This is a genomic window from Porphyromonas cangingivalis (assembly GCF_900638305.1).
GTDB lineage: Bacteria > Bacteroidota > Bacteroidia > Bacteroidales > Porphyromonadaceae > Porphyromonas_A > Porphyromonas_A cangingivalis.
Genome location: NZ_LR134506.1, coordinates 1,505,567 through 1,531,541, shown reverse-complemented (window position 1 = coordinate 1,531,541; position 25,975 = coordinate 1,505,567). Strand labels below are relative to the sequence as shown.

General features: G+C 49.4%; 20 protein-coding genes. 14 read left to right on the top strand and 6 right to left on the bottom strand.

All coding sequences use genetic code 11. The features are described 5' to 3' along the window. Nucleotides 1-3: 3 nt before the first annotated feature. The 4 genes from EL262_RS06340 to EL262_RS06330 all read right to left on the bottom strand — a co-directional run bounded on the left by EL262_RS06340 (nucleotide 4) and on the right by EL262_RS06330 (nucleotide 4,641). A complete protein-coding gene (locus EL262_RS06340) occupies nucleotides 4-789 on the bottom strand; it encodes an electron transfer flavoprotein subunit beta/FixA family protein (protein ID WP_036847787.1) in 786 nt (261 codons plus the stop codon). An 18-nt stretch (nucleotides 790-807) separates the two neighbouring features. Next, entirely contained in the window at nucleotides 808-1,947 is a 1,140-nt protein-coding gene (locus EL262_RS06335; protein WP_025837413.1) for an acyl-CoA dehydrogenase, read from the bottom strand. Between the two features lie 62 nt (nucleotides 1,948-2,009). Then, a complete protein-coding gene (locus EL262_RS10065; RefSeq protein WP_159100502.1) occupies nucleotides 2,010-2,180 on the bottom strand; it encodes a hypothetical protein in 171 nt (56 codons plus the stop codon). Nucleotides 2,181-2,430: 250 nt separating this feature from the next. Further along, nucleotides 2,431-4,641 (bottom strand): RelA/SpoT family protein, encoded by a 2,211-nt coding sequence (locus tag EL262_RS06330; protein ID WP_036847784.1) that lies wholly within the window; start codon nucleotides 4,639-4,641, stop codon nucleotides 2,431-2,433. A 391-nt stretch (nucleotides 4,642-5,032) separates the two neighbouring features. Between EL262_RS06330 and EL262_RS06325 the strand changes: the two genes are divergently transcribed. The 5 genes from EL262_RS06325 (at nucleotide 5,033) to EL262_RS06305 (ending at nucleotide 11,319) form a co-directional block, all read left to right on the top strand. Next, on the top strand, nucleotides 5,033-5,923 hold the full coding sequence (locus EL262_RS06325) for a GLPGLI family protein (RefSeq protein WP_164715437.1): 891 nt from the start codon (nucleotides 5,033-5,035) through the stop codon (nucleotides 5,921-5,923). A gap of 52 nt (nucleotides 5,924-5,975) precedes the next feature. After that, entirely contained in the window at nucleotides 5,976-6,848 is an 873-nt protein-coding gene (locus EL262_RS06320; protein WP_078735694.1) for a GLPGLI family protein, read from the top strand. Between the two features lie 28 nt (nucleotides 6,849-6,876). Next, nucleotides 6,877-7,758 (top strand): GLPGLI family protein, encoded by an 882-nt coding sequence (locus EL262_RS06315; RefSeq protein WP_025837422.1) that lies wholly within the window; start codon nucleotides 6,877-6,879, stop codon nucleotides 7,756-7,758. Between the two features lie 136 nt (nucleotides 7,759-7,894). Next, nucleotides 7,895-8,719, top strand: a complete 825-nt coding sequence (locus EL262_RS06310) for a GLPGLI family protein (protein ID WP_159100504.1) — start codon at nucleotides 7,895-7,897, stop codon at nucleotides 8,717-8,719. 5 nt (nucleotides 8,720-8,724) lie between these two features. Beyond that, nucleotides 8,725-11,319: a hypothetical protein gene (locus EL262_RS06305; RefSeq protein WP_078735696.1), complete on the top strand. Its 2,595-nt coding sequence runs from the start codon at nucleotides 8,725-8,727 to the stop codon at nucleotides 11,317-11,319. 129 nt (nucleotides 11,320-11,448) lie between these two features. On the opposite strand, the gene EL262_RS06300 is transcribed toward EL262_RS06305, so the two are convergent. Next, a complete protein-coding gene (locus EL262_RS06300; RefSeq protein WP_036853427.1) occupies nucleotides 11,449-12,681 on the bottom strand; it encodes an alpha/beta hydrolase family protein in 1,233 nt (410 codons plus the stop codon). 230 nt (nucleotides 12,682-12,911) lie between these two features. Here EL262_RS06300 and prmA point away from each other — a divergent pair, with 230 nt between their 5' ends. The 8 genes from prmA to EL262_RS06260 all read left to right on the top strand — a co-directional run bounded on the left by prmA (nucleotide 12,912) and on the right by EL262_RS06260 (nucleotide 22,522). Further along, on the top strand, nucleotides 12,912-13,760 hold the full coding sequence (gene prmA / locus EL262_RS06295; protein WP_025837432.1) for a 50S ribosomal protein L11 methyltransferase: 849 nt from the start codon (nucleotides 12,912-12,914) through the stop codon (nucleotides 13,758-13,760). A 30-nt stretch (nucleotides 13,761-13,790) separates the two neighbouring features. After that, nucleotides 13,791-14,165, top strand: coding sequence for a hypothetical protein (locus EL262_RS06290; protein ID WP_025837434.1), 375 nt, complete (start codon nucleotides 13,791-13,793; stop codon nucleotides 14,163-14,165). A 15-nt stretch (nucleotides 14,166-14,180) separates the two neighbouring features. Further along, nucleotides 14,181-14,564 (top strand): hypothetical protein, encoded by a 384-nt coding sequence (locus tag EL262_RS06285; RefSeq protein ID WP_025837436.1) that lies wholly within the window; start codon nucleotides 14,181-14,183, stop codon nucleotides 14,562-14,564. Between the two features lie 11 nt (nucleotides 14,565-14,575). Then, entirely contained in the window at nucleotides 14,576-15,187 is a 612-nt protein-coding gene (locus EL262_RS06280) for a hypothetical protein (protein WP_078735697.1), read from the top strand. Nucleotides 15,188-15,215: 28 nt separating this feature from the next. Continuing rightward, nucleotides 15,216-15,791 (top strand): cob(I)yrinic acid a,c-diamide adenosyltransferase, encoded by a 576-nt coding sequence (locus EL262_RS06275; protein ID WP_025837442.1) that lies wholly within the window; start codon nucleotides 15,216-15,218, stop codon nucleotides 15,789-15,791. Nucleotides 15,792-15,873: 82 nt separating this feature from the next. Then, entirely contained in the window at nucleotides 15,874-16,095 is a 222-nt protein-coding gene (locus EL262_RS06270; RefSeq protein WP_025837444.1) for a DUF2795 domain-containing protein, read from the top strand. A gap of 371 nt (nucleotides 16,096-16,466) precedes the next feature. Further along, nucleotides 16,467-17,288 carry a tetratricopeptide repeat protein gene (locus tag EL262_RS06265; protein WP_223191289.1) on the top strand — a complete coding sequence of 274 codons (822 nt, stop codon included), beginning with the start codon at nucleotides 16,467-16,469 and terminating at the stop codon, nucleotides 17,286-17,288. A gap of 38 nt (nucleotides 17,289-17,326) precedes the next feature. Next, on the top strand, nucleotides 17,327-22,522 hold the full coding sequence (locus tag EL262_RS06260; protein ID WP_078735699.1) for an alpha-2-macroglobulin family protein: 5,196 nt from the start codon (nucleotides 17,327-17,329) through the stop codon (nucleotides 22,520-22,522). A 191-nt stretch (nucleotides 22,523-22,713) separates the two neighbouring features. On the opposite strand, the gene EL262_RS06255 is transcribed toward EL262_RS06260, so the two are convergent. Further along, entirely contained in the window at nucleotides 22,714-23,313 is a 600-nt protein-coding gene (locus tag EL262_RS06255; RefSeq protein WP_078735700.1) for a hypothetical protein, read from the bottom strand. 1,678 nt (nucleotides 23,314-24,991) lie between these two features. Here EL262_RS06255 and EL262_RS06250 point away from each other — a divergent pair. Next, the gene (locus EL262_RS06250; protein WP_126464381.1) at nucleotides 24,992-25,948 is read left to right on the top strand and encodes a hypothetical protein; all 957 of its coding nucleotides are present in this window, start codon (nucleotides 24,992-24,994) and stop codon (nucleotides 25,946-25,948) included. Nucleotides 25,949-25,975: the final 27 nt, after the last annotated feature.

Sequence of the window (25,975 nt, the reverse complement as noted above, 5' to 3'; positions counted from 1 at the left end):
AGATCAGATGATGAATTTTTCTTTGAGTTTTTCAAGGATGATGTCTGCAGCTTCTTCAGGAGTAATGTCATCGTAGAGCTTACCCATAGCCTTAGCACCCTTGGTAAATGACTTCTTCACGCTTGTTGGCGAACCCTTGAGACCGAGGCATTCGGGATCTACGGGGAAGCTGTCAGCGTTCCACTCTGTGATCTCTTTGCCGAACGTAGTCATGATGTCACGCACATTCATGTAGCGTGGCTCGTAAGCCGATGCCAAGAATGTAAGCATACATGGGAGCTCCACTTCGAGCTCTTCGTGACCTTCTTCGACATTGCGACGGACGGTGAGGGTCTTGTTGCCGTCGAACTGTACGTCTTCGACATAAGTGATCTGAGGGAGGTCGAGCTGTTCGGCGATCTGAGGACCTACCTGTGCAGTGTCACCGTCGATAGCCTGACGACCTGCGAGGATGATGTCGTACTCTACATTTTTGAGTGCTTGAGAGAGTGTGTAGCTGGTCGCGAGGGTGTCTGCACCTCCGAAGCGGCGGTCAGATACGAGGATACCCTTGTCCACACCCATAGCGTATGCTTCACGGATGATAGCCGCTGCTTGGGGAGGACCCATGGTGATGACAGTGACTTCGGCACCGTACTTGTCTTTGAAGAGAAGGGCTTGCTCGAGAGCACCCTTGTCATCGGGGTTCATGATGCTGGGTACACCGTCACGGATGAGAGTACCTTTCACGGGGTCAAGTTTGATCTCAGTAGTATCAGGGACTTGTTTGATACAAACAACTATTTTCATTGTCTTTTTCCTCCTAAATTACTTGAATAGGTTAGCGGCAATAACCATACGTTGTACTTCGCTGGTACCTTCATAAATCTCAGTGATCTTAGCGTCACGCATCATACGTTCGACAGGGTATTCGCGGGTGTAACCATAACCGCCGTGGAACTGTACTGCCTTTGTGGTCATGTCCATGGCTGTCTCTGCGCAGTATAGCTTTGCTTCTGCTGCTTCGAGAGAGTATGGCATACCCTTATCCTTCTTCCAAGCTGCGATGCGCACGAGGAGAGAAGAGGCGTCGATACGAGCCTTGAGGTCTGCGAGCTGGAACTGTGTGTTTTGGAACTGTGCCAAGCTACGACCGAACTGCTTACGCTCCTTGGTGTACTTCACTGTCTCATCCATCGCACCACGAGCGATACCGAGTGCCTGAGATGCGATACCGATACGACCGCCATCGAGGGTCTTCATCGCTACCTTGAAGCCACCACCGATCTTACCGAGGAGGTTTTCTTTGGGTACGATACAGTTTTCCATGATTAGCTCACAAGTAGCCGAGCCACGGATACCCATCTTGAGCTCCTTCTTGCCTACGCTGAAGCCGGGCATGTCCTTCTCTACGATGAAGGCAGTGATACCCTTGTTGCCGAGGCTCTTGTCTGTCATCGCGAAGATGATGTACACGTGAGCGTACTCAGCGTTGGTGATGAAGATCTTGTTACCATTGAGGATCCAGTGGTCGCCGGCATCTACAGCAGTGGTTTGCTGAGACGAAGCGTCTGTACCTGCGTTAGGCTCAGTAAGCCCGAAAGCTCCGATCCATTCGCCCGAAGCGAGTTTTGGGAGATACTTCATCTTTTGCTCCTCTGTACCGTGCTCAAGGATTGGGGCACAGCATAGAGATGTGTGTGCAGATACCACGACACCGGTGGTCGCACATACACGGCTAAGCTCTTCGACGCACATTGAGTACATTTGGTTTGTACCTCCTGCGCCACCGTATTGAGTGGGGATAGGGATACCCATGATGCCGAGTTTGGCCATCTTCTTTACGGTCTCGATAGGGAAGCGCTCTTGCTCATCAATCTCTGCTGCGAGGGGTTTTACTTCCTTCTCAGCAAAAGCTGTAATCATCTGCAAGAAAAGCTCTTCTTGTGGAGTTTTAGAAAAATCCATAGTCTCTCTTTAGTGATGTTTTGAATAAAAGGTATTAACTCTATTTTTTTGTATATCTGTCTTCAGACGACATCGACCACACCCATCTGAGATGAGCTTCGGAGGTCGTCCCGGCACGCAAGGATGTCGTGATACCCGGCGGTCGCCTGCCTTCGTCCGATGTGATATACTCCACCACAGAATATACCTCGGAGCATAAGGCTCTCAAAGTTACCGAAAATATCCGAACTCACAACCTTTTTTCTTTAATAACGTCTTTTGTGATTTGAAGGGGAAGTGATGCTATCTTCCGAAATGTCATAAAACGGTCTGAAAGAACCCACTTTGCCCTGCTAAAGAAGCAATAAGGCATTTGAGATGAGGACTCCTTCTTGATCCATAAACCGGATGTCTCGTGCTGAAGAATCCATCACCCGAAGCACTCTTCAAAACGGTGTTGTTCGGGTGGTGGATCCCCTTTTGTCAGAGGAGACGCAAGAGAGGTCATGCTCCGTCGATGCGCTCGACCTGCTTGACCCCTTTGACGGTGCGGAGTCTCTTGATAAGGGCGGTGAGGGCACTGAGGTTGTTGACATAGACCGTGAAGTAGCTTGAGAAGAGTCCGTCGGTCGAGTCTATTTTGAAGCTTCTCAAGGTGACGGCATCTTCCTTTGTGATCTGGCTCGTGATGTTGCTGACGATGCTGATGTCGTCGTGTCCCACGATGCGGAGGCGCACCTCATAACCACCTTTGCTCTGTCCCGTCCACTTGGCTTGGAGGATACGATAGCCATAACGCTCGAAGAGGTCGGGAGCGTTCGGACAGTCCATACGGTGGATGCGTATGCCGTTTTGGGAGGTGAAGGCGAAGACCTCATCTCCGAAGATGGGGTTACAGCACTTTGCCAGCTTGTACTCGATCCCCGAGAGGTTTTTGTCGATGAGGAGGACATCGCTCTGCGACGAAGACTCCTTGTCCGTCGGAGCGTGCATCACGAACGAGTCCGCACGCTCACGTTCGGTCGGCTCCACGACCTTGTTGCGCTCCTCAAGGGCAATCTTGTAATCATCGAGGACGGTGTTGATGTCCAACTTGCCCTCCGAAAGTGAGAGGAAGAAGTCTGTGATGACCTTGAAGCCCTTCTTTTTGATGAGTTTGACGAACGTCGCCTCGTCGTACTCCATCTTACGGTTTTTGATCCGTCGCTGTACCTCCTCCTTGGCATCCTTGAGGGCCTTCGCGGACTGTTCGCGGAGGAGCTGTTTGATCTTCACACGAGCCTTCGAGGTGGTCACAAACTGGAGCCAGTCGGGCTTGGGGCTCTGAGTGTTGGATGTGATGATGGAGACCGAGTCACCATTCTGGAGCGTGTGACGGATGGATACATTGCGGTCGTTTACCTTGCCCGATACGCACCTTGAGCCTATCTTGCTGTGGATGGCAAAGGCGAAGTCGAGCACCGTCGCCCCTTGGGGCAGCTTGATGAGGTCTCCCTTCGGAGTGAAGACATAGATCTCCTTGTCGTAGAGATCCATCTTGAAGTCCTTGATGGCCTCCTCTGCATTCGTCTCCTTAGACTCCAGCACCCTGCGAACACTCGTGAGGAAGTCATCCACACCGGCATCGGGCTTGATCCCCTTGTACCGCCAGTGTGCCGCCAGCCCTTTCTCTGCCACCTCGTCCATCCTTCGGGTGCGTATCTGTACCTCCACCCATTTATTTTCGGGTCCCATCACGGTGATGTGGAGGGACTCATAGCCGTTGGACTTCGGGATGGATATCCAGTCCTTGAGGCGGTTCGGATTGGGGCGGTACATATCCGTCACGACCGAATACGCCTGCCAGCACTGACTTCGTTCGCGAGCTTCGGGGGCATCGATGATGATGCGGATGGCGAAGAGGTCATAGATCGCCTCGAACTCTATGTTTTGCTTTTTCAGCTTGTTGCGTATCGATGAGATTGACTTTGTTCGTCCCTTGATGTCGAACCTCAGTCCCTCTGCCGTCAACCGCTTCTTGAGCGGTGTGATGAAGGCATCTATATAAGCATCACGCGAAGCCTTCGTCTCGTTGAGTTTGCGCTTGATGAAGCTGTAAGTCGTCCTGTCCGTGTACTTGAGACACAAGTCCTCCATCTCACTCTTGATCGTGTACAGACCCATGCGGTGAGCCAGAGGGGCATAGAGAAACGAGACCTCCATCGCCAGAGTACGTTGATCCTTCTCGGAGAAGTACACATTCGCCAGCCTCATCTGCACAAGACGGTCACCGATGAGGATGAGTATGACCCGCACATCGACGGCAAAGGAGAGGAGGAAGTGGCTGAAGTTTTCGCTCGTCACGACGGCATTGCGGTTGTACAGCTCCGACAGACGGAGGAGAGACGAGAGGAGATCCGCCACATCCGCACCGAAGTCTGCCTTGGCCTCCTCGACCGAGTATTTGCCTTTGAGCACGGCTCTGTATATCAGCACGACGATGACCGCCGATTGCTTGAGCCCGATCTCATCCACGAGCGCAATTGCCGACAACAGCGTACGGATGATACCATGGATGCCATAGCTGTCCTCATCATACACCCCCTCCGTGATTGCCTTCCGCATGACACGAGAGACCATGAGTCTCTGCTCCTCCGAGAGCCCATGATCCGAGCGGTACAAGTGCTTGACGAGGTCGACCCATGCCGACAAGTTGATCTTCTCCTTTATCCTCATACTTCTGTATATAATATATGTGTTAGGCCTACAAACAAAGGTAGTAAGTTCCCCCAAGAGTATCAAGGGGAAGGAGCTCCCCGGGCTACACTTTATTTGAGGGTGATCCCGGCCGATAGGCGGTTCCGAAATAAAGTCCTTGGAGGATCGAAATCAAGTTTAACGACTTTCGTCATCGAATCTTACGATCGTCGTCATCGAATCTTACGATCGTCGTCATCGAGTCTAACGACTTTTTTTCTCCTCCTATCATCTCCTTTATGACATCTGTCATCAGGGGAGGATTGGGGTTTTATGAATCCATGGGGATAGGTTAAATTTTCTTTCGTCTTTTATTTTTCTGTTACGATAATTTCGTATATTGGCGGAGTTAATTAACCACCGAATGAAAATGAAGACTATGAGAATACTCCTTTTGGCCTGTGCGCTTTCGTCACTATTCGTGAGCCGGACCTATGCGCAATATCCCAGGATAATGGATCCTTCTACCGTCAATCAGATCCCCAATGACACGGTCAAAAAAGAGATATTCGACCACACTTTGTGGCGTATTTATTACGATTATGACCTCGTGATCAACCCTCGGAGACCCACTGACACGAAGGTCAGCACCATCGGGCTGTTGACGGTCGGCAGACAAGCAAACACGTTCAGAGACTATTATGAATATCGTGTGGACTCGATGTCGGATGTAAATGCCAAGGCAGGAGTCCTTCTCTCCGAGTATATCAACGTCCTTCTGAAAGAGGGGCATAGAGCAAAGTTCGATCACATTGTGCTGTATGATCGTCGCACGAAGTCTTGGGTGGAGCAGGAGTCTGTGCCTTTCGAGATGCGTAGTCGATACAGTGAGGCTTCGCTCCCGATGCAGTGGACGATCATCGAGGGAGACACGGTGATCGCAGGATACAAGTGTCATGGAGCGACGACAAGTTACCGAGGCAGAGACTATGTCGCATGGTATACCGAGGAGATCGGGATGCCTTACGGACCATATAAGTTTTATGGCTTGCCGGGGCTTGTGATGAAGGTCTCGGACAGCATGGGACACCACATATTTACATTCAGAGGCATGGAGCAGGTGAAGGACTATGAGCCTGTCTACCTATCCTCTTCCAACCTCGTCTTGAGAGAAAGGGACACGCACCGAAAGATCCTCCGAAATGCACGAGAAAATCTGGGTAAGGTCGTCTCCGAGTCCGGGAGGGTACAAGCCTCCGAAGAGGATAAGGCAAAGAACACCAAAGGTAAGAGACCTTATAACCCCATAGAGTTGGAATGATCTGTGCTTTTTTGACACAGAGCCTCTCCAAAAACCGAAAAATACCAAGACTATGACACATATATCAAAAATCTTGTTGCTTATTGTACTCCCTTTTTTGCCGGAAATTCATCTCCAAGCGCAGACCATCAGAGTGGAGTCCAAAGATGGGACATTTAGATCCGATACTGTCGCAAAGCAGGTATTGGACTATCCCCTGTATCGGGTGTATTATGACTATGTCTGTGTCGTTCAGCCCGATGCAACCCCTTTGATGGGGCGTGAAGGTATGACTGTCCTTTTGATCGGAAAGCAGTATAATATGTTTCGGGACTATATGAGTCTCAGGAAAGACTCCATCTTTGATCTGAGTGCGAAGGAAAAGTGGCCTTCGGGAGAAGCCCTCAACATGACTCTGAATCTCGGTGCCAAGACGATGCCCGGTGTGGTCGTCTTCGATCGAAAGGCTAAGACATACAGCATGAATTTGCGTCTCCCTTTGAATGGTGAATATATCTACGAAGAGGCGGCAGGTGATATGGCATGGACACTTGTTCCCGGAGATACGATCATCTCCGGCTTCAACTGCAAGAAGGCTACTCTTGCCTACCGTGGACGATCTTATGTGGCATGGTACACCGAAGAGATCGATATGCCGTATGGACCGTATAAGTTCAACGGACTTCCCGGGCTGATAATGAGGATAAGGGATACCCAAAAGCATCACACCTTTACATTCGTGGGTATGACAAAGACGGCTCCCACAGACTTGATATACACCAATCCGAGAGCCTTTGGCTGTAAGCGTGAATGGATAAGAAAAAGTATCCGAAACTATTACGATGACCCTGTCAAGGGCTTGGAGGCTTCGGGGCGAGTCGTGATTACTGCCGAGGATAGAAAGGACATCAAGAGGTTGCCCTACAACCCCATAGAGTTGGAATGATGTATTGAAATTTGCTACTCCACCGTTTATGAAGAAATATAAGGTCGCATTCAAGGCTTTGTCGGTGCTCCTCCTTATCATGGGAAGCGAACTGCAAGCTCAAAACATCAAAATACAGTCTGATCAAGCGGGATTTAGTTCAGATACAATTGCTAAGATGCTACTTGACCTCCCTCAATATCGGATATATTATGAGTATCTCCATGTGCAGAATCCTAAAGCTAAGCCATTGATGGGTCGAAAGGGTATTACACTCCTTCTTCTCGGAAAAGAGAGATACAATATGCACAAGGATTACACCATATTTAGGAGCGACTCTATATTGGATGTTGGCGCAAAGCAGAATTGGCCTTCCGGTAAAGCTCTCAATATGGGGTTATCTATGAATAGAGAAGCTATAAGTCGGGATGTTGTCCTCACAGATCGTAAGCAAAGAGAGTTTATCATGGAGGTGTCAGTGCCTTTGGTGGCAAGATATACATACAAAGAATCGGCGAAAGACCTAAAGTGGCAACTCGTACCCGGAGACTCTGTCGTGTCGGGCTATAAGTGTAAAAAGGCGACAACAACCTATCGAGGACGTTCGTATGTGGCATGGTATACCGAAGAGATCGATATGCCTTATGGCCCTTATAAGTTCATCGGACTTCCCGGGCTTGTGATGAAGGTGGGAGACACACAAAGACATCATACTTTTACATTCGTGGGGATGACAAAGGCGACACTCACAGACCTCATATACAGTAATCCTCGTGCCTTCGGAGGCAAACGTGAATGGATAAGAAAAGGGATATGGAACTTTCACAACGAACCTGCAAAGGCATTGGAGGGGGATGGTCGATCTCAACTCACTCCCGAAGAAAAGAAAGACCTCAAGAAAACACCCTACAACCCCATAGAGTTGGAGTAATCTTTAGGATGAAACAATGACTTGAACTTTGAGTGTATGGGTTTTGGAGCTGTTGATGCTATGATATACATTCTCTTATACTTATAATGTTATGAAGATATTGCCATTAGTTTTGTTCGTATTATCTTTATTTTCTGTGACTTTTCGAGCAGAAGGACAGAATATTAAGGTTACTTCCGATGAAAAAGGAATAGATACAGATACCATACCTAAAACGGTATTGGACTACCCGCAGTATCGTGTATATTATGACTATGTCTGTGTGCTTCGTCCTGATGCAAAACCACTGATGGGTCGTAAGGGGATTACGGTCCTTTTCGTAGGAAAGGTGTACAATATGTTTAGGGACTATAATGGCTTCAGGGGGGATTCGATCCTTGACGTGGGAGCAAAGGAAAAATGGCCCTCAAACAAAGCCCTTAATATGGCTCTGAGCGTCGGACCTGAAACTACATACGATGTCGTCATCTTTGATCGAAAGAACAAGAAATACAGTATAAGCATTCGTGTCCCTTTTGCTAATCGATACATCTATGAAGAGCCTGCCAATGACATGAGATGGAAGCTTGTCCCGGGAGATACGATCATATCGAACTACAAGTGCAAGAAGGCAACTCTTACCTACCGTGGACGATCGTATGTGGCATGGTACACCGAAGAGATCGATATGCCGTATGGGCCGTACAAGTTCAACGGACTTCCCGGACTCTTGATGAGATTGAGAGACGATCAAAAGCACCATACCTTTACCTTCAGTGGGATTACAAAATCAAGATCCACGGACTTGATATACACCAGCCCGAGAGCTTTTGGCGGTAAGCGTGAATGGATAAGGCAAGCCGTAAAGAATAGTTGTGAAGACCCTACAAAGGCCATCATGGCAAGTGGTCGGATGACTCTGACCGAAGAGCAGAAAAAGAATAACAATAAACTCCCCTACAACCCCATAGAGCTTGAGTAAATCTTATGATGAAGCTAAAAGTCATCCTTCTTGTGCTCCTGCTATTGGGGAGTGCGATGCCCCTTTGGGCGCAGACTGCGACGGAGGGAGTCCTCAAAGTCACTGTCCTTGATGCCGGTGACAAACGCCCCGTGGCGGATGTCGTGTGTCGGGTCTTGTCTTTCGATGGGCAGATGGTGAGTTATGCCCTTACCGATGGTGAGGGCAGAGTCGAACTGCCCACGGAGAGAGGGATGGAGGTGTCTTTCTCACTCATCAACTACGCTCGGGTGAAATTGCCCATCGACGAACTGAGACGGCTCGGCGGTCGGGTCGAACTGACCTCGAAGCCCGAACAACTCCGCGAAGTGCAGGTCAATGCACCCCCTATAAAGCTTGAGGGGGATACACTCAAGTACAATGCCGGCTCGTTCGTCAGCAAGGGAGACAAGTACCTTGAGGACTTGTTGCGTAAGCTCCCCGGTATCACGATCTCAAAGACAGGACATATTTCGTACCAAGGCGAACCGATCAGCAAGTTCTACATCGAGGGGCAAGACCTCCTCGGGCATCGTTACAACCAAGCCACACGCAATATGTCTGTCGAAGCGGTGGCACAGGTGCAGGTCCTCGAAAATCATCAGAATGTCCGTGCCCTCAAGGGAAAGGTGTTCACAGACAAAGCCGCCCTCAACATCAAGCTCAAGGACTCGTACAAGGTGCGTCCTTTCGGAGAGGTCGCCCTCGGTGGTGGGGTCGCACCCGAGATATGGAACAACAGGCTCTTCACCGCCATCATTGGTCGGACGAATCAGATGATGATCACGGGGAAGATGAACAACAGCGGTACCGACCTTTCGACCGAAAACATCGAGCACTTCGACCTCTTCAACAGCGATCTCCACATCTCTGCACCCGAACCCTTCGTCTCACAAAAGTCGATAAACGTACTGCCGGACTTCGAGGAGCGTTTCCTCTTCAACAACGCCAAGGTCTGGAGCATCAATGATCTCCAGCGCACAGGGGAGACCTCACACATCCGACTCAACCTCTCGGGCTATGCCGACAAGATCCGCCGTGAGGATCACAGCATCAACAAGTATGGCGGTCCGATGCCGGTCGAGGTAGATGAACGCAACCGCTTGCTGAACAAGGCAGCGTCCTACAACGGTACGCTCTTTTACGAACTCAACTCCGACAAGACTTTCCTTTCCAATGAGCTTTCCGGGGTGCTATCCTCCGACATACAGGAGCGAGAAGTGCTTTTGCACGGCACATCGGAGATCCGCCAATCCTCGGACTTCGCCCCTCGTCACATCCAAAATACCTTCAATGCGACATTCACCCTCGGAGAGCAGATCTTCGTCATCAAGTCCCGCACCCGCTATCATCGCGATAGCGAGCATCTTGACTTTGTCACGGACAAGTCGCCAAACGCCATGGTACAAGAGCTCAAACGGCACTCGTGGGTAAGTCGTAATTTCCTCAACACATCCGTCCCGCTTTGGGGCAACCACAGGGTGGGGATGGAAGCCTTCTTCAACCTTGTCAGCCGTGACTTCGAGAGTGTTGTCGGGGTCGAGCCGAAGGGGCATGCTTCTTTTGGAGAGATAGAAGCGGGAGTGTCACCTTCGTACAGATGGAAGTATGCCAATTCGACACTGTCACTTTCCGTGCCATTGGGATACATCTCCACACGATTGGATATGGGGAAGGAAAAGGAGCGAAGAGGGTATTGGTTCGTGATGCCCCAAGTGGACTACCATCATCGTATCGGAGGGCTTTGGCAAGCATCGGCAAGGGCTTCGTTCCGCCGGGCGGGCAGTTATGAGTCTTTCTACGCTCCCGTTGCTCTGTATCGAGACTACCGTAGTCTTCACCTCCCCTTGCCTCTGTTGCGTGTCAATAGTTCGGCCTCCGCCTCTTCGACCCTCCGCTACAAGGATCTTGCCGAGATGCTCTTCGGGCACCTCCTGCTGACCTATACCGTGAGACAAAGGGAGGCCTATACCGATGTCCGACACGAGCAGTCGCAGTCCACGACAGAAGCCGTCCGTAGCTCGCACCTCTCCCACAGCTTCTTTGCCCTCATGTCGATCGACAAGACATTCACCGAGATAGGTCTCGGCATCAGAGGTACGCTCGACTACAACTTCAACAAGATGCCCGTATCTCGTGCCACCAAACGCTTCGATGTGTCTGCCCACATGTTGATGCCCGGTATAGAGGTGACATTTCGCAAGTGGGAAAACTCGATATTCAGTTACACCCTGACGTCTCCCATTTTCCGAGAAGTAAGCACATACAGTCCGAAAGGCCTCAACATACAGTTGCGCCGAGTCTTCTACACCTCCTTCGGTATCGGAGAGAAGTGGCAGGGCGGTGCCAAATGGCAACACTCCATGTCCCGAGGTATCAGCGACAAGTATGAGCACCACCACTTCTGCGATGCCTACCTCACCTACACTCCCACTCGCCGTGTCGACCTCAGTCTGAAGATCACCAACCTCTTCGATCACAACCGCTACTCTTCCTCAGAGATCAACGACATCGGCTACCACTCCTACGAAGTCTCTCTCCGCCCGAGAGAGTTCCTCCTCTCGTGCCTCCTCCGCTTCTGATGCGTTATGGGGGTAGATACAGACAGAGCCGAAAGTCCGTTCTCGGGCTTTCGGCTCTGCTTTAATCGACGACGGCGATGTCCTTGTGTGTTATCTTTGTATCGCCATGATACAACATTAAAGGAGTGTTCACAGTCCTTTGATCCACGCGACGATGTCGGTGAGGACTTCGGGGGAGATGGTCTCTTCTATCTTATGGTACTCTTCGACATGGCCGGTGGAGGCGTGCTGGAAGAGGTGATTGAGATCGGGATATTCTTTGATGAGGTTCTTGGGGTGGGAGGGTAAGAAGTTGCGAATTTTGGTGAGGTTGAGTGAGGCTCTGACTTGTGTGTCGAGACTACCGTTGATCGCCATCGTGGAGACCTTTGTGCCCCGGATGTCCTCGCTTGGGTCATAGGTCATGAAGAACGACATCCATGGAGAGGCTTTGAGTTTGTTGAGCTCGTTGAGGATGAACTCTTCCGATATCTCAGTAGCTCCCATCTTTTTTGATTGAGTGATCATCTGATCTCGAAGTATCTCTTCGCCCGCAACGCCCGGTGCTGCCAAGGCGATGACGAAATCTGCGACACCTTTGTGACCCAGCATGAATGCCACACTTCCACCTTCGCTGTGTCCGAGGATACCTACTTTGTCGAACCCTTCGTGCGCCCTTAGATATTCGATGCCTGCTTCTGCATCTTGTGCAAAGTCGGCTGTCGTCGCTCCCTCAAATCTTCCCGTGGATGCGCCTGTGCCTCTGTCGTCATAGCGAAGAGAGGCTATCCCATGGCGTGCGAGGTGGTTGGCGATGACGGCAAAGGGCTTGTGCTCGAATATCGTCTCGTCCCTATCCTGTGCACCGCTCCCGGTGACGAAGATAACGACAGATGGAGGGGACTTAGGGTCATGGTTAAGGGGAAAAGAGAGGGTGCCGCATAGTGTGGCACCCGCTTTAGGATTGGTAAATGTTACTTCTTTTGTCTCGTAGCGAAAGGGCGGCTTGGGGGTCTGAGGTCTCTTGACCTCTTCGGCTTTACCCTTGGTCAGATCGAGGGGGAAGACCATCCCGCTTTGTTTGAATGTCCCTTTGATGATTTCGCCCGAACGTTTGCCTGTGTACTCGATGGTCAGCATCGGGATGGCAATGCTTACGGAGTCTGCGCTGATGTGTCTGACAGTCATGGGGACATCTTTTGCAGATTGGGCAGGTACATCCATCTTGGCCACGGGTTTACCATCTTCGGTTGAGAACTTGAAGATGATTTCGAGTTTGTTGCCCATGACATCCAGTGTGCCTTTCCAGCTCCCGGCGATCTCTTGTGCTCGCATACTGCATACCGTAAACAGGAGAGCGGCTGATAGTAGAAGTGTCTTCATAATTAAACGAATTTGTAGGTAATGCCCTAAATATATAAAAAATGTCTGTGAAGACAATCATTTTGTCGACTACTGCCTGTGTATAGCTCTGAAAAAGTTCTTTTTGAGAAGATTGTCTTATATTCTGCTCAAGGATCGGGGGTGTCGGAAGGACAAATATTCAAGTCCGAAAGAACTTTATCCGAAAAATCTTGTACATTTGTGATAGACCCACAATGGTCTCTGTGCAGATGAAATACTTAGAGTGTTCATTTAGATTTCCTTATGATGCCGAGGGACAAGAGCATGAGGTGAGGCATGATGTCCTCTCTTACTATCTCGGCGAACTGGGGTTCGACAGCTTTGAATCGAAGGCTGACGAGCTCCTCGCTTATATCCCTCGGGAGGCCTATGATGAGAGTGTGCTCCGTACGATGCTTGACAATGCCTATGACGGAGATGATCGCCCCGCCTTCGTTGTCAAGGAAATGGAAGATAAGAACTGGAACGAGGAGTGGGAGCGCAACTACTTCCGTCCCCTTTGTATCGATGATGTCACGATACGTGCTACATTCCATACCGACAAAGTGACTACTCCGATGGAGATCATCATAGATCCTAAGATGGCATTCGGCACGGGCAATCATGCCACCACGGCATCGATGTTGCGCTTGATCAAGACAGTCTCTCCCAAGGGAATGTCCGTGATCGATATGGGCTGTGGCAGTGGCATCCTCGGTATCTATGCGATGAAGTTGGGGGCAAAGGAGTGCTTCGCCATCGATTTCGATGAGTGGTCGGTACGCAACGCCATCGACAATGCCGGGCTCAACTCCGTCACCCTCGATGTCCGTCACGGCGATGCCACGGTGCTGGCAGACTGTCCTGTCGTGGATCTTTTCGTCGCAAATATCAACCGTAACATTATCCTGGCGGACTTGTCCACATACCTCAAGCATCTCAAGCCGGAGGGGACTCTCCTCCTCAGTGGCTTCTATATCGACGATGTGCCTATGATCGATGATGCGCTCTCTGAGCATGGGCGAAAGATCGTCACAGTCTTGGAGGACAACCGTTGGGTCGGCTTGCTGTGCCGATAATCAATAAGTGTCTAACCAAAAATCACGAATATGAAAAAGTTGTTTCTAAGAGCGGTATTCGTCCTTGTGGCGGCTGTAGCCTTCTCCGGTTGTGCTGCCTTGTCGATCAGATCGACGCTCAACTCCCTCAAGCCCGGACTTTCTCGCGAACAAGTCATGGAAAACCGAACAATACAGTATAACCTCCATGCCACCGAGTTCGAAAATGACAGCTATGGCAATCGTATCGAACGCCTGATCTTCCGCCTTGAGGTCTACGATACCAATGTCCTTGTGGGACATGATTGGGTCACTCTTTGGTTCAAAAACGGAAAGCTTGTCGAAAAGCGAAACGAATTTGTACCTCTGCCTCCGGCATTTCCTCCCCTCCCGATACCTATTCAAAACAATAACAACAGTAAATAATAGACATCATCTGTTATGAAAAAACATATCATCACCACACTTCTTGTCATGCTGTGTGCCGTGGCATTGTCGAGTTGTGGTTCGAGCCGTCGTGTGCAGGATCCGAGACTTGAGCTCCGCCTTGAGAACGTCCGCCCCGGCATGTCGTTCAGAGATGTCATGATGAGCCCTTATATCAAGTATGATGTCTTCGACACCGAGTTTGAGATGCAGAGTGACAGCGTCCTTATCGACAGGCTCATCTTCCGCAGGGATACGTCGGGCAGAGACGGTGTGATCGGGATCAACTGGACCAAGCTCATCTTCCGTAACGGCATCCTTGTCCAGAAGATCAGCCGGTTCGAGGCCTTGCCTGCCCGTCCGACAAACCACAGAGATGGTCCGGAGACAAAGAACTGAGGAACCAAAGTATGAAACCTTTCGGACGAAAGTCTATCTATGCCAACAAGGTGCTCCGACGCTGGCGTTACCGAGCCGGACACAGTGTGCACTCCACCTTTGCCTTCCGTCTCATTCGGGAGGTCATGGCTCCGCCTTATCCCTATTATGCCGACAACGCCCTCAGAGCCAGGTATCACGCCAAGTCCGAGCAGGAGCGTAGGGAGGGGATCGGTCTTGACGTGGGCTTGTTGTGGTTCAGACTCGTTGCCCGTATGCACCCTTCGGTGGCTTATTATGCCCTCTCCAAGGGTGTAGATGATGCCCGACACTATGGTCTGTCTGCCGATGGGAGGATCAAGCATGCCCTCATGACGGGCGCACCGTACTCTCATCCGGGGGACGGACAGCGCACCATGCTCATCTGTGATCAGGTCGACGAAGCCCTAAGCTTCCTCACCCACTGTTTGCCCGATGATGAGGCCGTGGTACTGATCTCCGGGATCCGTCGGGACAGGGCAAGTTACTCCGCGTGGCGAACGATGATCCGCAACCTCGACCAAGGTATCGTGCTGGATGCCTACGACTGTGGCGTCATCATCAACCGCAACAAACATCTGTCCGTATATCGTGCAGCATACTAAACTCTTAACAATGAAACACCAATCTTGAATGGAAAAGAAAAGTAAACTATACACCAAGACCGGCGACAAAGGCAAGACCTCTCTCGTCGGTGGGCAACGAGTCCCGAAGTCTTGTAACCGTCTCGAAAGTTATGGCACGGTGGACGAGCTCAACTCCTTCATCGGTCTCCTCATGGCTTACTTGCCCAAGGAGGATCGAAATCAGGAGACCTTGAAGTTCATCCAACATAAACTCTTTACCGTCGGAGCCTATCTCGCCACCGATAATTCGCAGCCCATGGACTTCGAAGTCCCCAGTGGCATCACTGCAGAGACGATCAAACGTATCGAAGGTGAGATCGACCGTCTCGATGCCGCTGTGCCTCCCATGAAGCTCTTCATCCTCCCATCGGGAGGGAAGGCTACAAGCGCAGCACACATCTGTCGTGTCGTTGCTCGCCGGGCAGAGCGATGTATCTACCGTGTGGTGGACGAAGGTGCTGAGGTCGAGGATGGTGTGTTGAAGTTTGTTAATCGTCTTTCGGATTACTTCTTCATCCTCGCACGAAATCTTGCCCGAATGGAGTCAGGCGAAGAAATTACGTGGGATCAGACTTGTCAGTGATGAAAAAAATCTTACTTTTGCAGACTGAAATAGAGTGCTATTGAATGAATTATTAACCCTAACCAAAACGAATCGACGCTTTATGTACTGGACATTAGAACTCGCTTCAAAACTCGACGATGCACCATGGCCTGCGAGCAAGGACGAACTCATCGACTATGCTCAACGCTCGGGCGCACCCCTTGAAGTCATCGAAAATCTCCAAGAGATCGAAGATGAGGGCGAAATATATGACTCCATCGAAGACATCTGGCCGGACTACCCAAGCAAGGAGGATTTCTTCTTCAACGAGGAGGAGTATTGAGAAGATCAAAGAAAACAACTAAAAACGACCATTGAGAAAGCCAATGCAATAGGCGGACCAATCCGAACTGAGATTGGTCCGCCTATTGTGTTTCGGTGCTTCTCCTCCGATGATGGTGTCGAGGCTCTTCACCGGTGCAAAAAAAGTCGTTAGACTCGATGACGAAGGTCGTAAGATTCGATACATCGAGTCTAACGACCTTTTTTGTTGCCTTCCATGACTTTTGTGGGATGGCAGTCCGACGCTTCTGATGGCTTGAAATGAAAGAATTTAGGCTGCCGACCTTTGATAACCCATTGTTTTGTGTACATTTGCGATAGAACGTATTAGATATTTTCCACATGATAAGAAAGCATATTTTACGATGGGTTATGGGATGTGCCCTGATGGCTTGCCCCCTCTTGGGGTCGGCGCAGGAAGCCAAGGAGACAGAGTATGAGGTAGAAGTGGTGCGTGGCTATGAGGCTTTGGATAAGGAGCAGGTGGACAGTGCCTTTGTGTACTTCTCTCGTGCGCTTGCCTTGATGCCCAAGGCTCCGACCAACTACATGCTCCGTAGCAACCTTGCCGAGATACACCTCGCTCGTCGTGATACGACCCTTGCACTCAAGGAGATGCACGAGGCAATCTCTTTACAGCCCGACCTCATCGCTCTGAGGGAGCGTAGAGCGGAGATCTTGGGCAAGTTGGGGCGTTATGACGAAGCCCTCTTCGACTATGATCGTATCGTGGAGATCAACCCCAAGCGAGAGCTGTCGCTCTTCAACCGAGCCTTGCTCAAGACCGATATGAAGCTCTATGATGCTGCCATCAAGGATCTTGAGACGATCATAGAGGCGAATGAGAAGGCCTATCTCCCTCGCATTGCCCTTGCTTCGGCCGAGCTGAAGAAGGGCAATCCCGAGAAGGCGGAGAGGATCTACCACTTCCTCATCTCCTCTTTCCCGAAGATCCCCGTGGCCTACCGTGAGCGTGCACGACTTTATATTGCTCAGGATCGCAAGGCTCTTGCGCTGAAGGATGTGCGTGAGGTGATGAAGTACCCTGAGCGTGTCACGTATGAGGATTATCTCCTGCGTGGACGGATATGGACGATGTATGGGGAGGGGAAGGAGGCTCGTCTCGACTTCGACAAGGCCCGACAGATGGGGGCTTCGGAGGAGGAGGTCAGGCAGGCTCGAAAGTTGAAATGATGGTGTAGTGACTAATCCCCAAAAAATCGGATAGAGATATGAGATACAAAGTTGTCAGTCTGCTCGTCATCTTATCACTGTTTGCCGCTCTCTTGTGGCGCGTGGGAGCTGCGACCCGCAGTACGATCCTCGGTCCCGAAAGACTTACCAAGAGTGCAATCATGAGTGATAAAGAGAAAACAGACATACTTCCGCAGATGCTTGCGCTCAATAGGTTGAGTGCAAATTACAACAGAGTCATCAGAGAATATGACGAGGAGGCGACTTCGACAGATACCTTGAAGTGGGGCTACGAACGGACGACCGAAGAGGTGATGGCGACCTTGAGAGGTCTGCTGGCACAGCGAAAAGTTCTGGCTCAGCTCCCCGTCAAGGATCTCATCTATCAGATACAGGTGCGGAGAGCTCAGAATATCTTTCTGTATGGAGATATAGACAAGATGAGCCACCGGTATGATGCTGTCTTGTCGACGCTGATGAGGTTTTGGGAGCTTGTCCGTTACAGTGACTCCGAATACTCACTCAAGGAGAAGATGGATGCCTTTGTCGCCGACGAAATCTCATCCGCTTGTGGTGAGGGCTTCTATGCCGAGGGCTTGGTGCTGTGTGAGTTCTTGTGTGGTAAGAAGAGCCGAAGCGATGAGAGGATCAAGGCTCTGGAGGGCTTTCGTCCCCTTTTCGAGGGCAAAGATGAGGAGGTGATGATCGACTTCCTTATCCTGCGGGAGCGAGAATGGGAGAAGGTCAGCGATCTGAAGAGTCAGGTCTTGTCGTTCGACGCGAGTGCGGAGGATGAGCGGGCTTGGGTGCAAGCAGAGCAGGCTCTTGTGCGTGGATATGAGAGGTTGGTACAGAAGTTGACGATCTCGGATTATAAGAAGCGCATCAATGCTGCAAAAGCGGAGGTGTTCGCTCCTGTCGGTAGGTTGGCTCTCAAGGATTATGAGGCCGGGGACGGGTCTGTTACGGTGCAGGTTGTGGCCATCACCGATCAAGAGGTGGAGGTGAAGAGCCTGCGGACAAAGTCCTCCGGTTGGTATGAAGAGGGAGGGAGACGGACTTCTGCTCGGGTCCTTGCGCCCAAGGCGAACCGTGTCGTTCGGCAGAACTTTAGGGAGGCTCTCTCCGGGACGGGGCATTATCATTATACTTTGGGACATAAGTCGTCCGACAGATATTTCGACAGAGAGACCATCACTCATGATCGTCTCAGGGTGATGGATCATGGTCTGGACGATCGTCACGAATTCTTTGCTCTGGATCCCCACGATGGCAAGCCGATAAAGGGCGTGAGGGGGATACTCTATGATCGTACCGAGCAAAGAGAGATCAGCACCGTGATTTTCGATGACAAAGGGCATGCTTCGGTCTTGAGGCAGACGGAGGATATGTATCTTGTCATCAAGGACGATCGTCTTGCGGATGACAAGTACAGGTCATACATATATCGTATCTATGACACGAAAGTCATAAGAGAGATGCGTAGGGAGGTCAAGGTCTATACCGACAGACCGATCTATCGCTATGGTCAGGTGGTCAAGGCGGGGTTGGTGTTTTACAATGATAACCCCGAAGGGTTTGAGATCGTGCCGAATCACTCGGATCGGGTCATCATCTATGCCGACATCGATGGCAAACGCACGAGGTTGGCGACCATGCCGATCAAGACCAATGCCAACGGTGTGGCGGAGATTGCCTACGCACTCCCGAAGGATGAAGCATACACGAATTTCGTTGTCGCCACTGAAGGGGCGTATCAGACACAGTACTACATCAATGTCCAATCCTATAAGCTCCAGCATCTTCAGGTCCATATCGACAGCATCCCTTCGGGTTATGTCATCGGTCGACCCATGATCATCCATGGCCGGATGACCGACCTCAACGGACACCCATCTTCGGGAAGAGTGACGATCTCCTATGACACGGATAAGTCCGAGAAGACGATATCCCAAGACGTCGATGAGAGCGGTCGTTTTGAAGTTCGGACACTGCCCATATCCGACCTTAGGAGCTACTACCGAGACTATCTCAGGGTCTCTGCCATAGATGCGCTCGGTCGTATAGCTACGACTTCTCTCGGTATGCAGAAGGACAGCACAGATCTGCCACTGAGTGCAGGTGCGCTGATCTCCGTGTCTGCTCTCGACAAGGCCGACTTCACGCTTGGTACGGAGTCTCAACCCTATGCCAAGCTCCCCCTCGGTGACCTCGATCGATACAGTGTTTATGCTTATCTGAAGGGTGCTCAGGGAGAAGTGGTGGAGCTTGGCCGACTGCCCATCAAAGGCAGTAAGACCTTCTCGATGCCGACCCTCAAAAGTGGGGCATATACCCTTGGGCTGAGAGCTACCGATGGCTATGGAAATCAAGTCGTCAATGAACTGAAAGAAGTGTATGTCTACGGTCGAAAGGACAAGCACCCCCCTGTACCTATGCCGCTATGGGTGATGCCTTACAGCCCACAGGAATCTAACCCCAAAGACCTGCTGATACGTGTCGGTAGTTCGCATGACCTATCCATCTTGATGATTGTCAAGGATAAGGAGGATATCGTTCATTATGACATCATTCGTGCCGATAAGAACATGGTTACGGTGCGTATCCCCCGAAGATTCCTTTCCGGAAGTGAAGCCAAGGTGACATTCTCCACGATAAGGAATGGAGACACGTTCAGAGAGGAGTTGGAGATACCCCTTCAGCGTCAAGAGGATGCCAAGGGTGTCACCATCGAACTATTGGACGAAAATAAGACCTTCGTGCCCGGAGCAGAAGTATCGCGCAGATATATCATCAAGGATGGCGGTAAGCCATTGACTGATGCGGCCGTCCTTGTGACAGTCTTTGACAAGGCCGTACTTGATGTCGCAGGAGGTCGCTCTTTCTGGCAGAAGATCTCTCGTGTCTTCGAGTTCTATGGGCAGCCTCGATTGGCAAGTGTCAGAGATATGGGTATGGAGGTGCAGACCATGAATGTCGCTTCGCTCGAGATGGCCACATCCCGAAGTGCACCGATGGCCGCCAAAGGAGGAGGCTTTGATGAGGTCGAGATCGAGACGCGTTCCGACTTCTCTGAGACGGCTTACTTTACCGCCCTCCTGACGACGAATGCCAAGGGAGAGGTCGACTTCAAGTATTCGTTGCCACACACTCAGACGAAGTATGTCGAGAAGGTGTTTGTCTTCGATAAGAAGTTGGAAGCACAGGAGATCGAAGACCACCACTTCGATGTCTTTGCACCTGTGTCTGTCGAGATCAATCTCCCACGCTACCTCACCCGAGGAGACAAGATGATCGGCGAAGTCCTTCTGCGCAACACACAGAAGATCGCTCTTCCGATCTCGTATCGTGTCCTCATCGGCGATGACGAACTCACTTCGGGTACCCAAACGGTTGCGGCTGAAAGCGCAACGGCTGTCCGTTTCGAACTCCTGCCTGCACACCTCATCGGAGACAGTCTCTCGCTCACCGCACAGATCATCACCGATGGCTATTCGGATGCTGTCAAGCGGACGATACCGTTACGCTCACATCTCATGGAATACGGTGTTGCCGTACCATTTTCTCTATACAAAGGTACTCAGGTCAGGCTTGACCTGCCCAAGTCGGACAAGTTCAGTTCTGTCCCCAACCTCTTTGCCTACTTCAATCCCACCAACCTTGTTCTCACTCGCCTTGCGCAAGAGTACACCATGTCGATGGAGCACAGTGTCGATCAGTTGTCCATCTATGGAGCACTGCACCACTTCGTTGTCTTTTCCAACATCAGGGCACTCTTCCGCACTCATCCCGAGGTGAGAGCTTCGATCGTTGAGGCACTGCCCGATCTTCACGAAGCCGCCAAGAGAAGTCCATCCGTCGATCTCAAGTCCGATCGCGGACACTTCATGTCACAGAGACTGACCGATCCACGCACGTTGGTGTATTTCTATGATTTCGTTACCGATGATCATCGGCTCGAAGAGTATCTCAAGCACCTCACGAAGAGGATCAAATCCGCTGTCCATGCCGATGGTGGGTGGACTTTCGTGCGAGGATACCCCTCTACATGGCTTACACTTTATGTCCTCAAGATGCTCGGTGACGCCCCCGAATCCGAGCGAGTGTCAAGGCTGTCCAAAGAGATAGGAGAAGCCTTCGCTTTTCTGGACAAGGAGTATAAGAAGGAGCGAAATCGTTATCTCAGTCTCATCGATTATGCTGTCATCCGTCATGCTCACGGTCTTGACATCAAGACGATGGACAAAGCCTTCACCTCTCGTCTGAAGGAAGAGGCCGACACCGCACGTAAGGGCTACCGCAACTTCTGGGTCAGCGCTCTCCTTCGCTATGGCAGGTTTGCTCGCATTTATGGTGATGTCAAGCACAACAGCGAGGTGCAGACCTTCATCGACGATATGAGCCGTCACACCTTCAGCGATAGCGAACAAGTCGGCTTCGAGCTGTACAAACAAGCTCGGGACAAGATGCTCCTCTCCGAGAACGTCATTGCCCTTCTCCTTCGCCACAAGCAAGGTGTCATCTGGGACGATACTTACTCCATCGAAGCCATCAAACTCCTTCTCACTCATGTCACACCTACCAAGGTCGATCGGGGTGCGACCCTCGTCATCGACGGCAGGGTGACAGCTCTCACCGATGTCGAGCGAGCCATGGGTTTTGTCACACGACAACTTGACGGTGTCGGTAGTAGTGTAGAAGTCGCTTTGGATCAAGGTATCACCACCGATTTCTTCTTCGGAGGGGTTGTCTATCATGTCACTGAACCGATGGTCGAAGTCACACCTACGGGCGAACATCTGAAGGTCTCCAAGGAAGTCTTTGCTCGCCGTGTTCGGGACGAGGGCAAGACCGCCATCGTTCCCGTGACCATCGATGCTCCGGCATTCAAGGGCGAAAAGCTCATCGTACGCTATACTGTCGAAACGAATAGAGACCTCTCTCTCGTCACCATCCGAGACGATCGTCCGGCAGGGAGCGAACCGGGTTACAACCTCAACGGCTACAAGATCTCCGATCGAGTTTGGTGGGCTTATCGCCGCACCGAGAGTGCCGACCAACTCTTTGTGGACTATATCCCGAGAGGGCGACACGTCTTCGAACTCGAAGCCACAGCCACCACCGAAGGGGCATTTGTCTACGGACCGGCCGAGGTCGTCTCCTACTATGCCCCCGAGTTCAGAGGCAATAGTGCCGGCGGTGCACTCTCAGTCGTTCCACACAAGCGCAAATAGCACTGCTCTCACAAGATAGTGGACTGTCTCCTTCGATCTTTCACGAGGTCGAAGGAGACTTTTTTTGTGGATGCAAAGATAATACCACGACTCACCGAGTCGGTCGATTACCGTCGGTTATCGTCGGTTATGGATTGAAAAAGACTACTGCTATCTGCTAGCATTTTTTAGGCGTAAACAACGATCACAATTTATCGAACTCTAAGGATTTCGGATAGCTCCTCTTCATGCCTAAGTATGTTTATGGTTTTAACAAAGATGCCCTTATGAAACAGGTACATATTGTACATCCAAGAGTCATTTTCTTTGATAGCCCCATTTGTCAGCTCTGAAATAAACTTTGGAGAATATTTGTAAACAAACTTCGTTTTGTAGGCTTTTGAGTCAGCTACATAGCAAATAAAATCATTTGATGACTTGCTAAATAGATTATTATCAAAGTAGAATGATAATATAATAGGCTCTGCCCCATATTGAGTACATATATCTAAAAAAGTTTTGATTGGGATGCATATTTCTGAAGGACAGTCAGGAATGTATTCGTATAATAATTGATATTCACTCCTGCTGTTTAGGATAATATTTTTTAGTGTATTGGCAGATACTACGTATACAGAATCCGGAGTTGCTATGTGTTTGAATTTTCCCGTCGAAAGGGAGGCTAGTCTGACTACCCTCTCTTTATGCTCTTTAGACAAACTCTTGTATCCATCAGTTAATCCTTTGATGCTAATGCAGGAATAACTGAGAAATAAAAAGAACGATAATGATAAGAATATTTTTTTACTCATAGTTTTTAAAAGGAGTTCTATACCCACCAAACTTTTCTATATTCTTTGAAGAATTTGTATTCTTCACTTTCTGTGAGTTTTCCTGCTTTAAATGCGTTTTTACCACTGTTGGATATTTCAAGATCTCTCAATGACAAGAGAAAGTTCTTCTGGTTTAAAGGACGGCTTTTCTCGTAATTCTATTGTGATATGTTTTTTCGATTTTTATCCACCTTGATTATTGCATTTTGATTTTGTTTGGGATGTGTATTTCTTTAATAGACTTGCAAGGGTTTAAAGAAAAAACAACAAGCTAGCTGTAATGCATAAGAAAAGTTTTGCTTTTATATTGACCTTGTTTTTGGTTAAAAAAATAACCGCAGTAAAGATAATAAAAAAGTTACGAGTGGAATGTTGCATTCAGTTTTTTTGAAATAGGTATATGTTAGCCTTAATGTGAGTTCGATGTGAGAAAATATTTTTGTATATATGTTTGTAAATCAGTCTCTCTATATCAGGTTCTTCATGGGGAGCCTGAGTTGAAGAATCATTTTTTGTGGCGTTATAGTTAAGTAAAAAAGGTATTTGATAGTAATATAACGTTAGTTTGATCTAAAGAAATCCGCCATGAGGTGAATAAGTGGCTGTAAATTAGTTTGTTTTGTGTGTTCTTGGATCGAGAAGATATTCGCTTGGAGGGAGTTTGCGCTCATATGGACTTTTGTTATTGTAAACTTAAAAGCGGTAAACTCGGAGTAGATTCATATGCCCTTTGGGTACGAAAAGGTAAGATCTGTCGGTATGTTTACAAGAAGCATATCCTGCCAGATAAGCAGGGTTTGATAGAGATGGTAATTACAATCCCTATCAGCTGTGCAGACACTGTCGCATTTCCTGATTTTGATCAAAAAACAAGTTGTCACTAGGTCTGTGTGTCGGTCAACAAAGGGTGTTTTGTAGTAAAGAGTCTGCCTTAGGTTTGAGACTATATCTCTTCGATCTTTCAGGAGGTCGGAGGAGACTTTTTTTGTGGATGCAAAGATAATACCACGAGTCACCGAATCGGTCGATTACCGTCGGTTATCGTCGATTACAGTCTGAATGAATTACTTGTTTGCTCTCTTGTTATTGAAAATAATATGTGACTTAAAACCATAAAATCTGGTTGTGGCGTATTTTTATTTTGGACCAACCTATTCATTGCGTTATGACTTTGTGTTAGTTTGGTATGGGGAATTCTGACTGAGGAGCAGATAAAAAGTCTTCAAGTCTCGGAGCCTGTCATGCCTTCCTGTCAGTCATTTGGTTCTATGAGCAGTATTATGATTGTCTGATCAAAAAAACTTTTAGAACTCATTTGAAAAGCAAAAAAATCAACTACATTTGTCTTACCTAGGGCAGTATGTTATTGGAATTTATTCTTGTCGTTTTTTTCAGATGCTAATACGCAAATAACTTATTTCTTCCTTAACCTCTAATCCCGAATAACGGCCGGTCAGATCAAGCCGAGTCAGTTGTAGATAGTACAAAATCGACTCTCTAGGGGAGCAAAGGACATATCACTCTTCTCCTCTTGAATAAACCATAATAAAAGTATATATCTATGAAACGATGTGACAACCTTTTGCATTTGTGCATATCTCACACGCAGAAAAAGAGCGGTCTGATTTTGTTCTGCTTACTGCTTTGTGTTTGGACAATGGCTTGTTCCTCTGCCGGTAAGTCTGAGCAAGGTTCTATCAATTTGGAGAGGCTGGAGAAAGGGGAAGATATAGATACTTTACCTCATCATTTATGGCGGTATGTTGCCGTACCTAAGGTCGGTCTATATGCATCTGCTGACAGCACGGAGCAGCCCATCTTGTTTATGTCCTATGGTAGTCAATTGGGTCAAGCAGAGGTGAAAGGAGCTTGGACTCTGATACATTTTTACTTATACTATGAGCTGGGGGAATTCATGGGGTATTACAAAGCCTGGGTGCCGACAAATGCCATAGCTCGGGTAGAAGATATGCGTTTGACAAACAGCTTGGTACAGGTAGAGCAGAATCCTGTCGATGGAGATATTCTCCAAGAACAATTATTTGATGTGGAGCTTATAGATGAGTCGGTGTTCGTAGAAGCCAAGAGGCGAGAGATCCCTCGCATTCAGGGGGAGAAGTGGACACAGTTCCCCCTGACAATAACTCGCTCCAGTAGGACGATGACCATAACAGCCGAAGAGGCTACTAATGAATATGACGGTTTGGGCTACATCAAGGAACTTGATTTATACTACAATCTAGTCTGTGGTAATCGTTACTGCCGTTGGGATCTCTTCCCTTTTGACGAAGACCGTGTCGAAGATTGTAGTGTTAGCGCCCCTCCTCTATGCTCCCCCAATCAGAAATGGCTCTATGACGAATATTGGGAGGAACCAACTTCTCTAGGAGCGGTCCTGATCGAGGATGGAGAGGCGAAGCGAGGAATTCAGTGTCGCTTCCCCTATTGGAGAGCAACGGTTGGGTACCGTTATGGGGACAAATTACCCTTTATGGATGCGGAGGGTTGGATTTATCTTGAGGTCTGTCCCTCTGTGGATAATCTGATGCTTATGGAAGAGGAAATTCCTCACTCATTTCTACGTATCCGCCTCAAGGAGTCTGTAGCTCACTAGACTTAATTGTCTTACCCTTCTTGATGT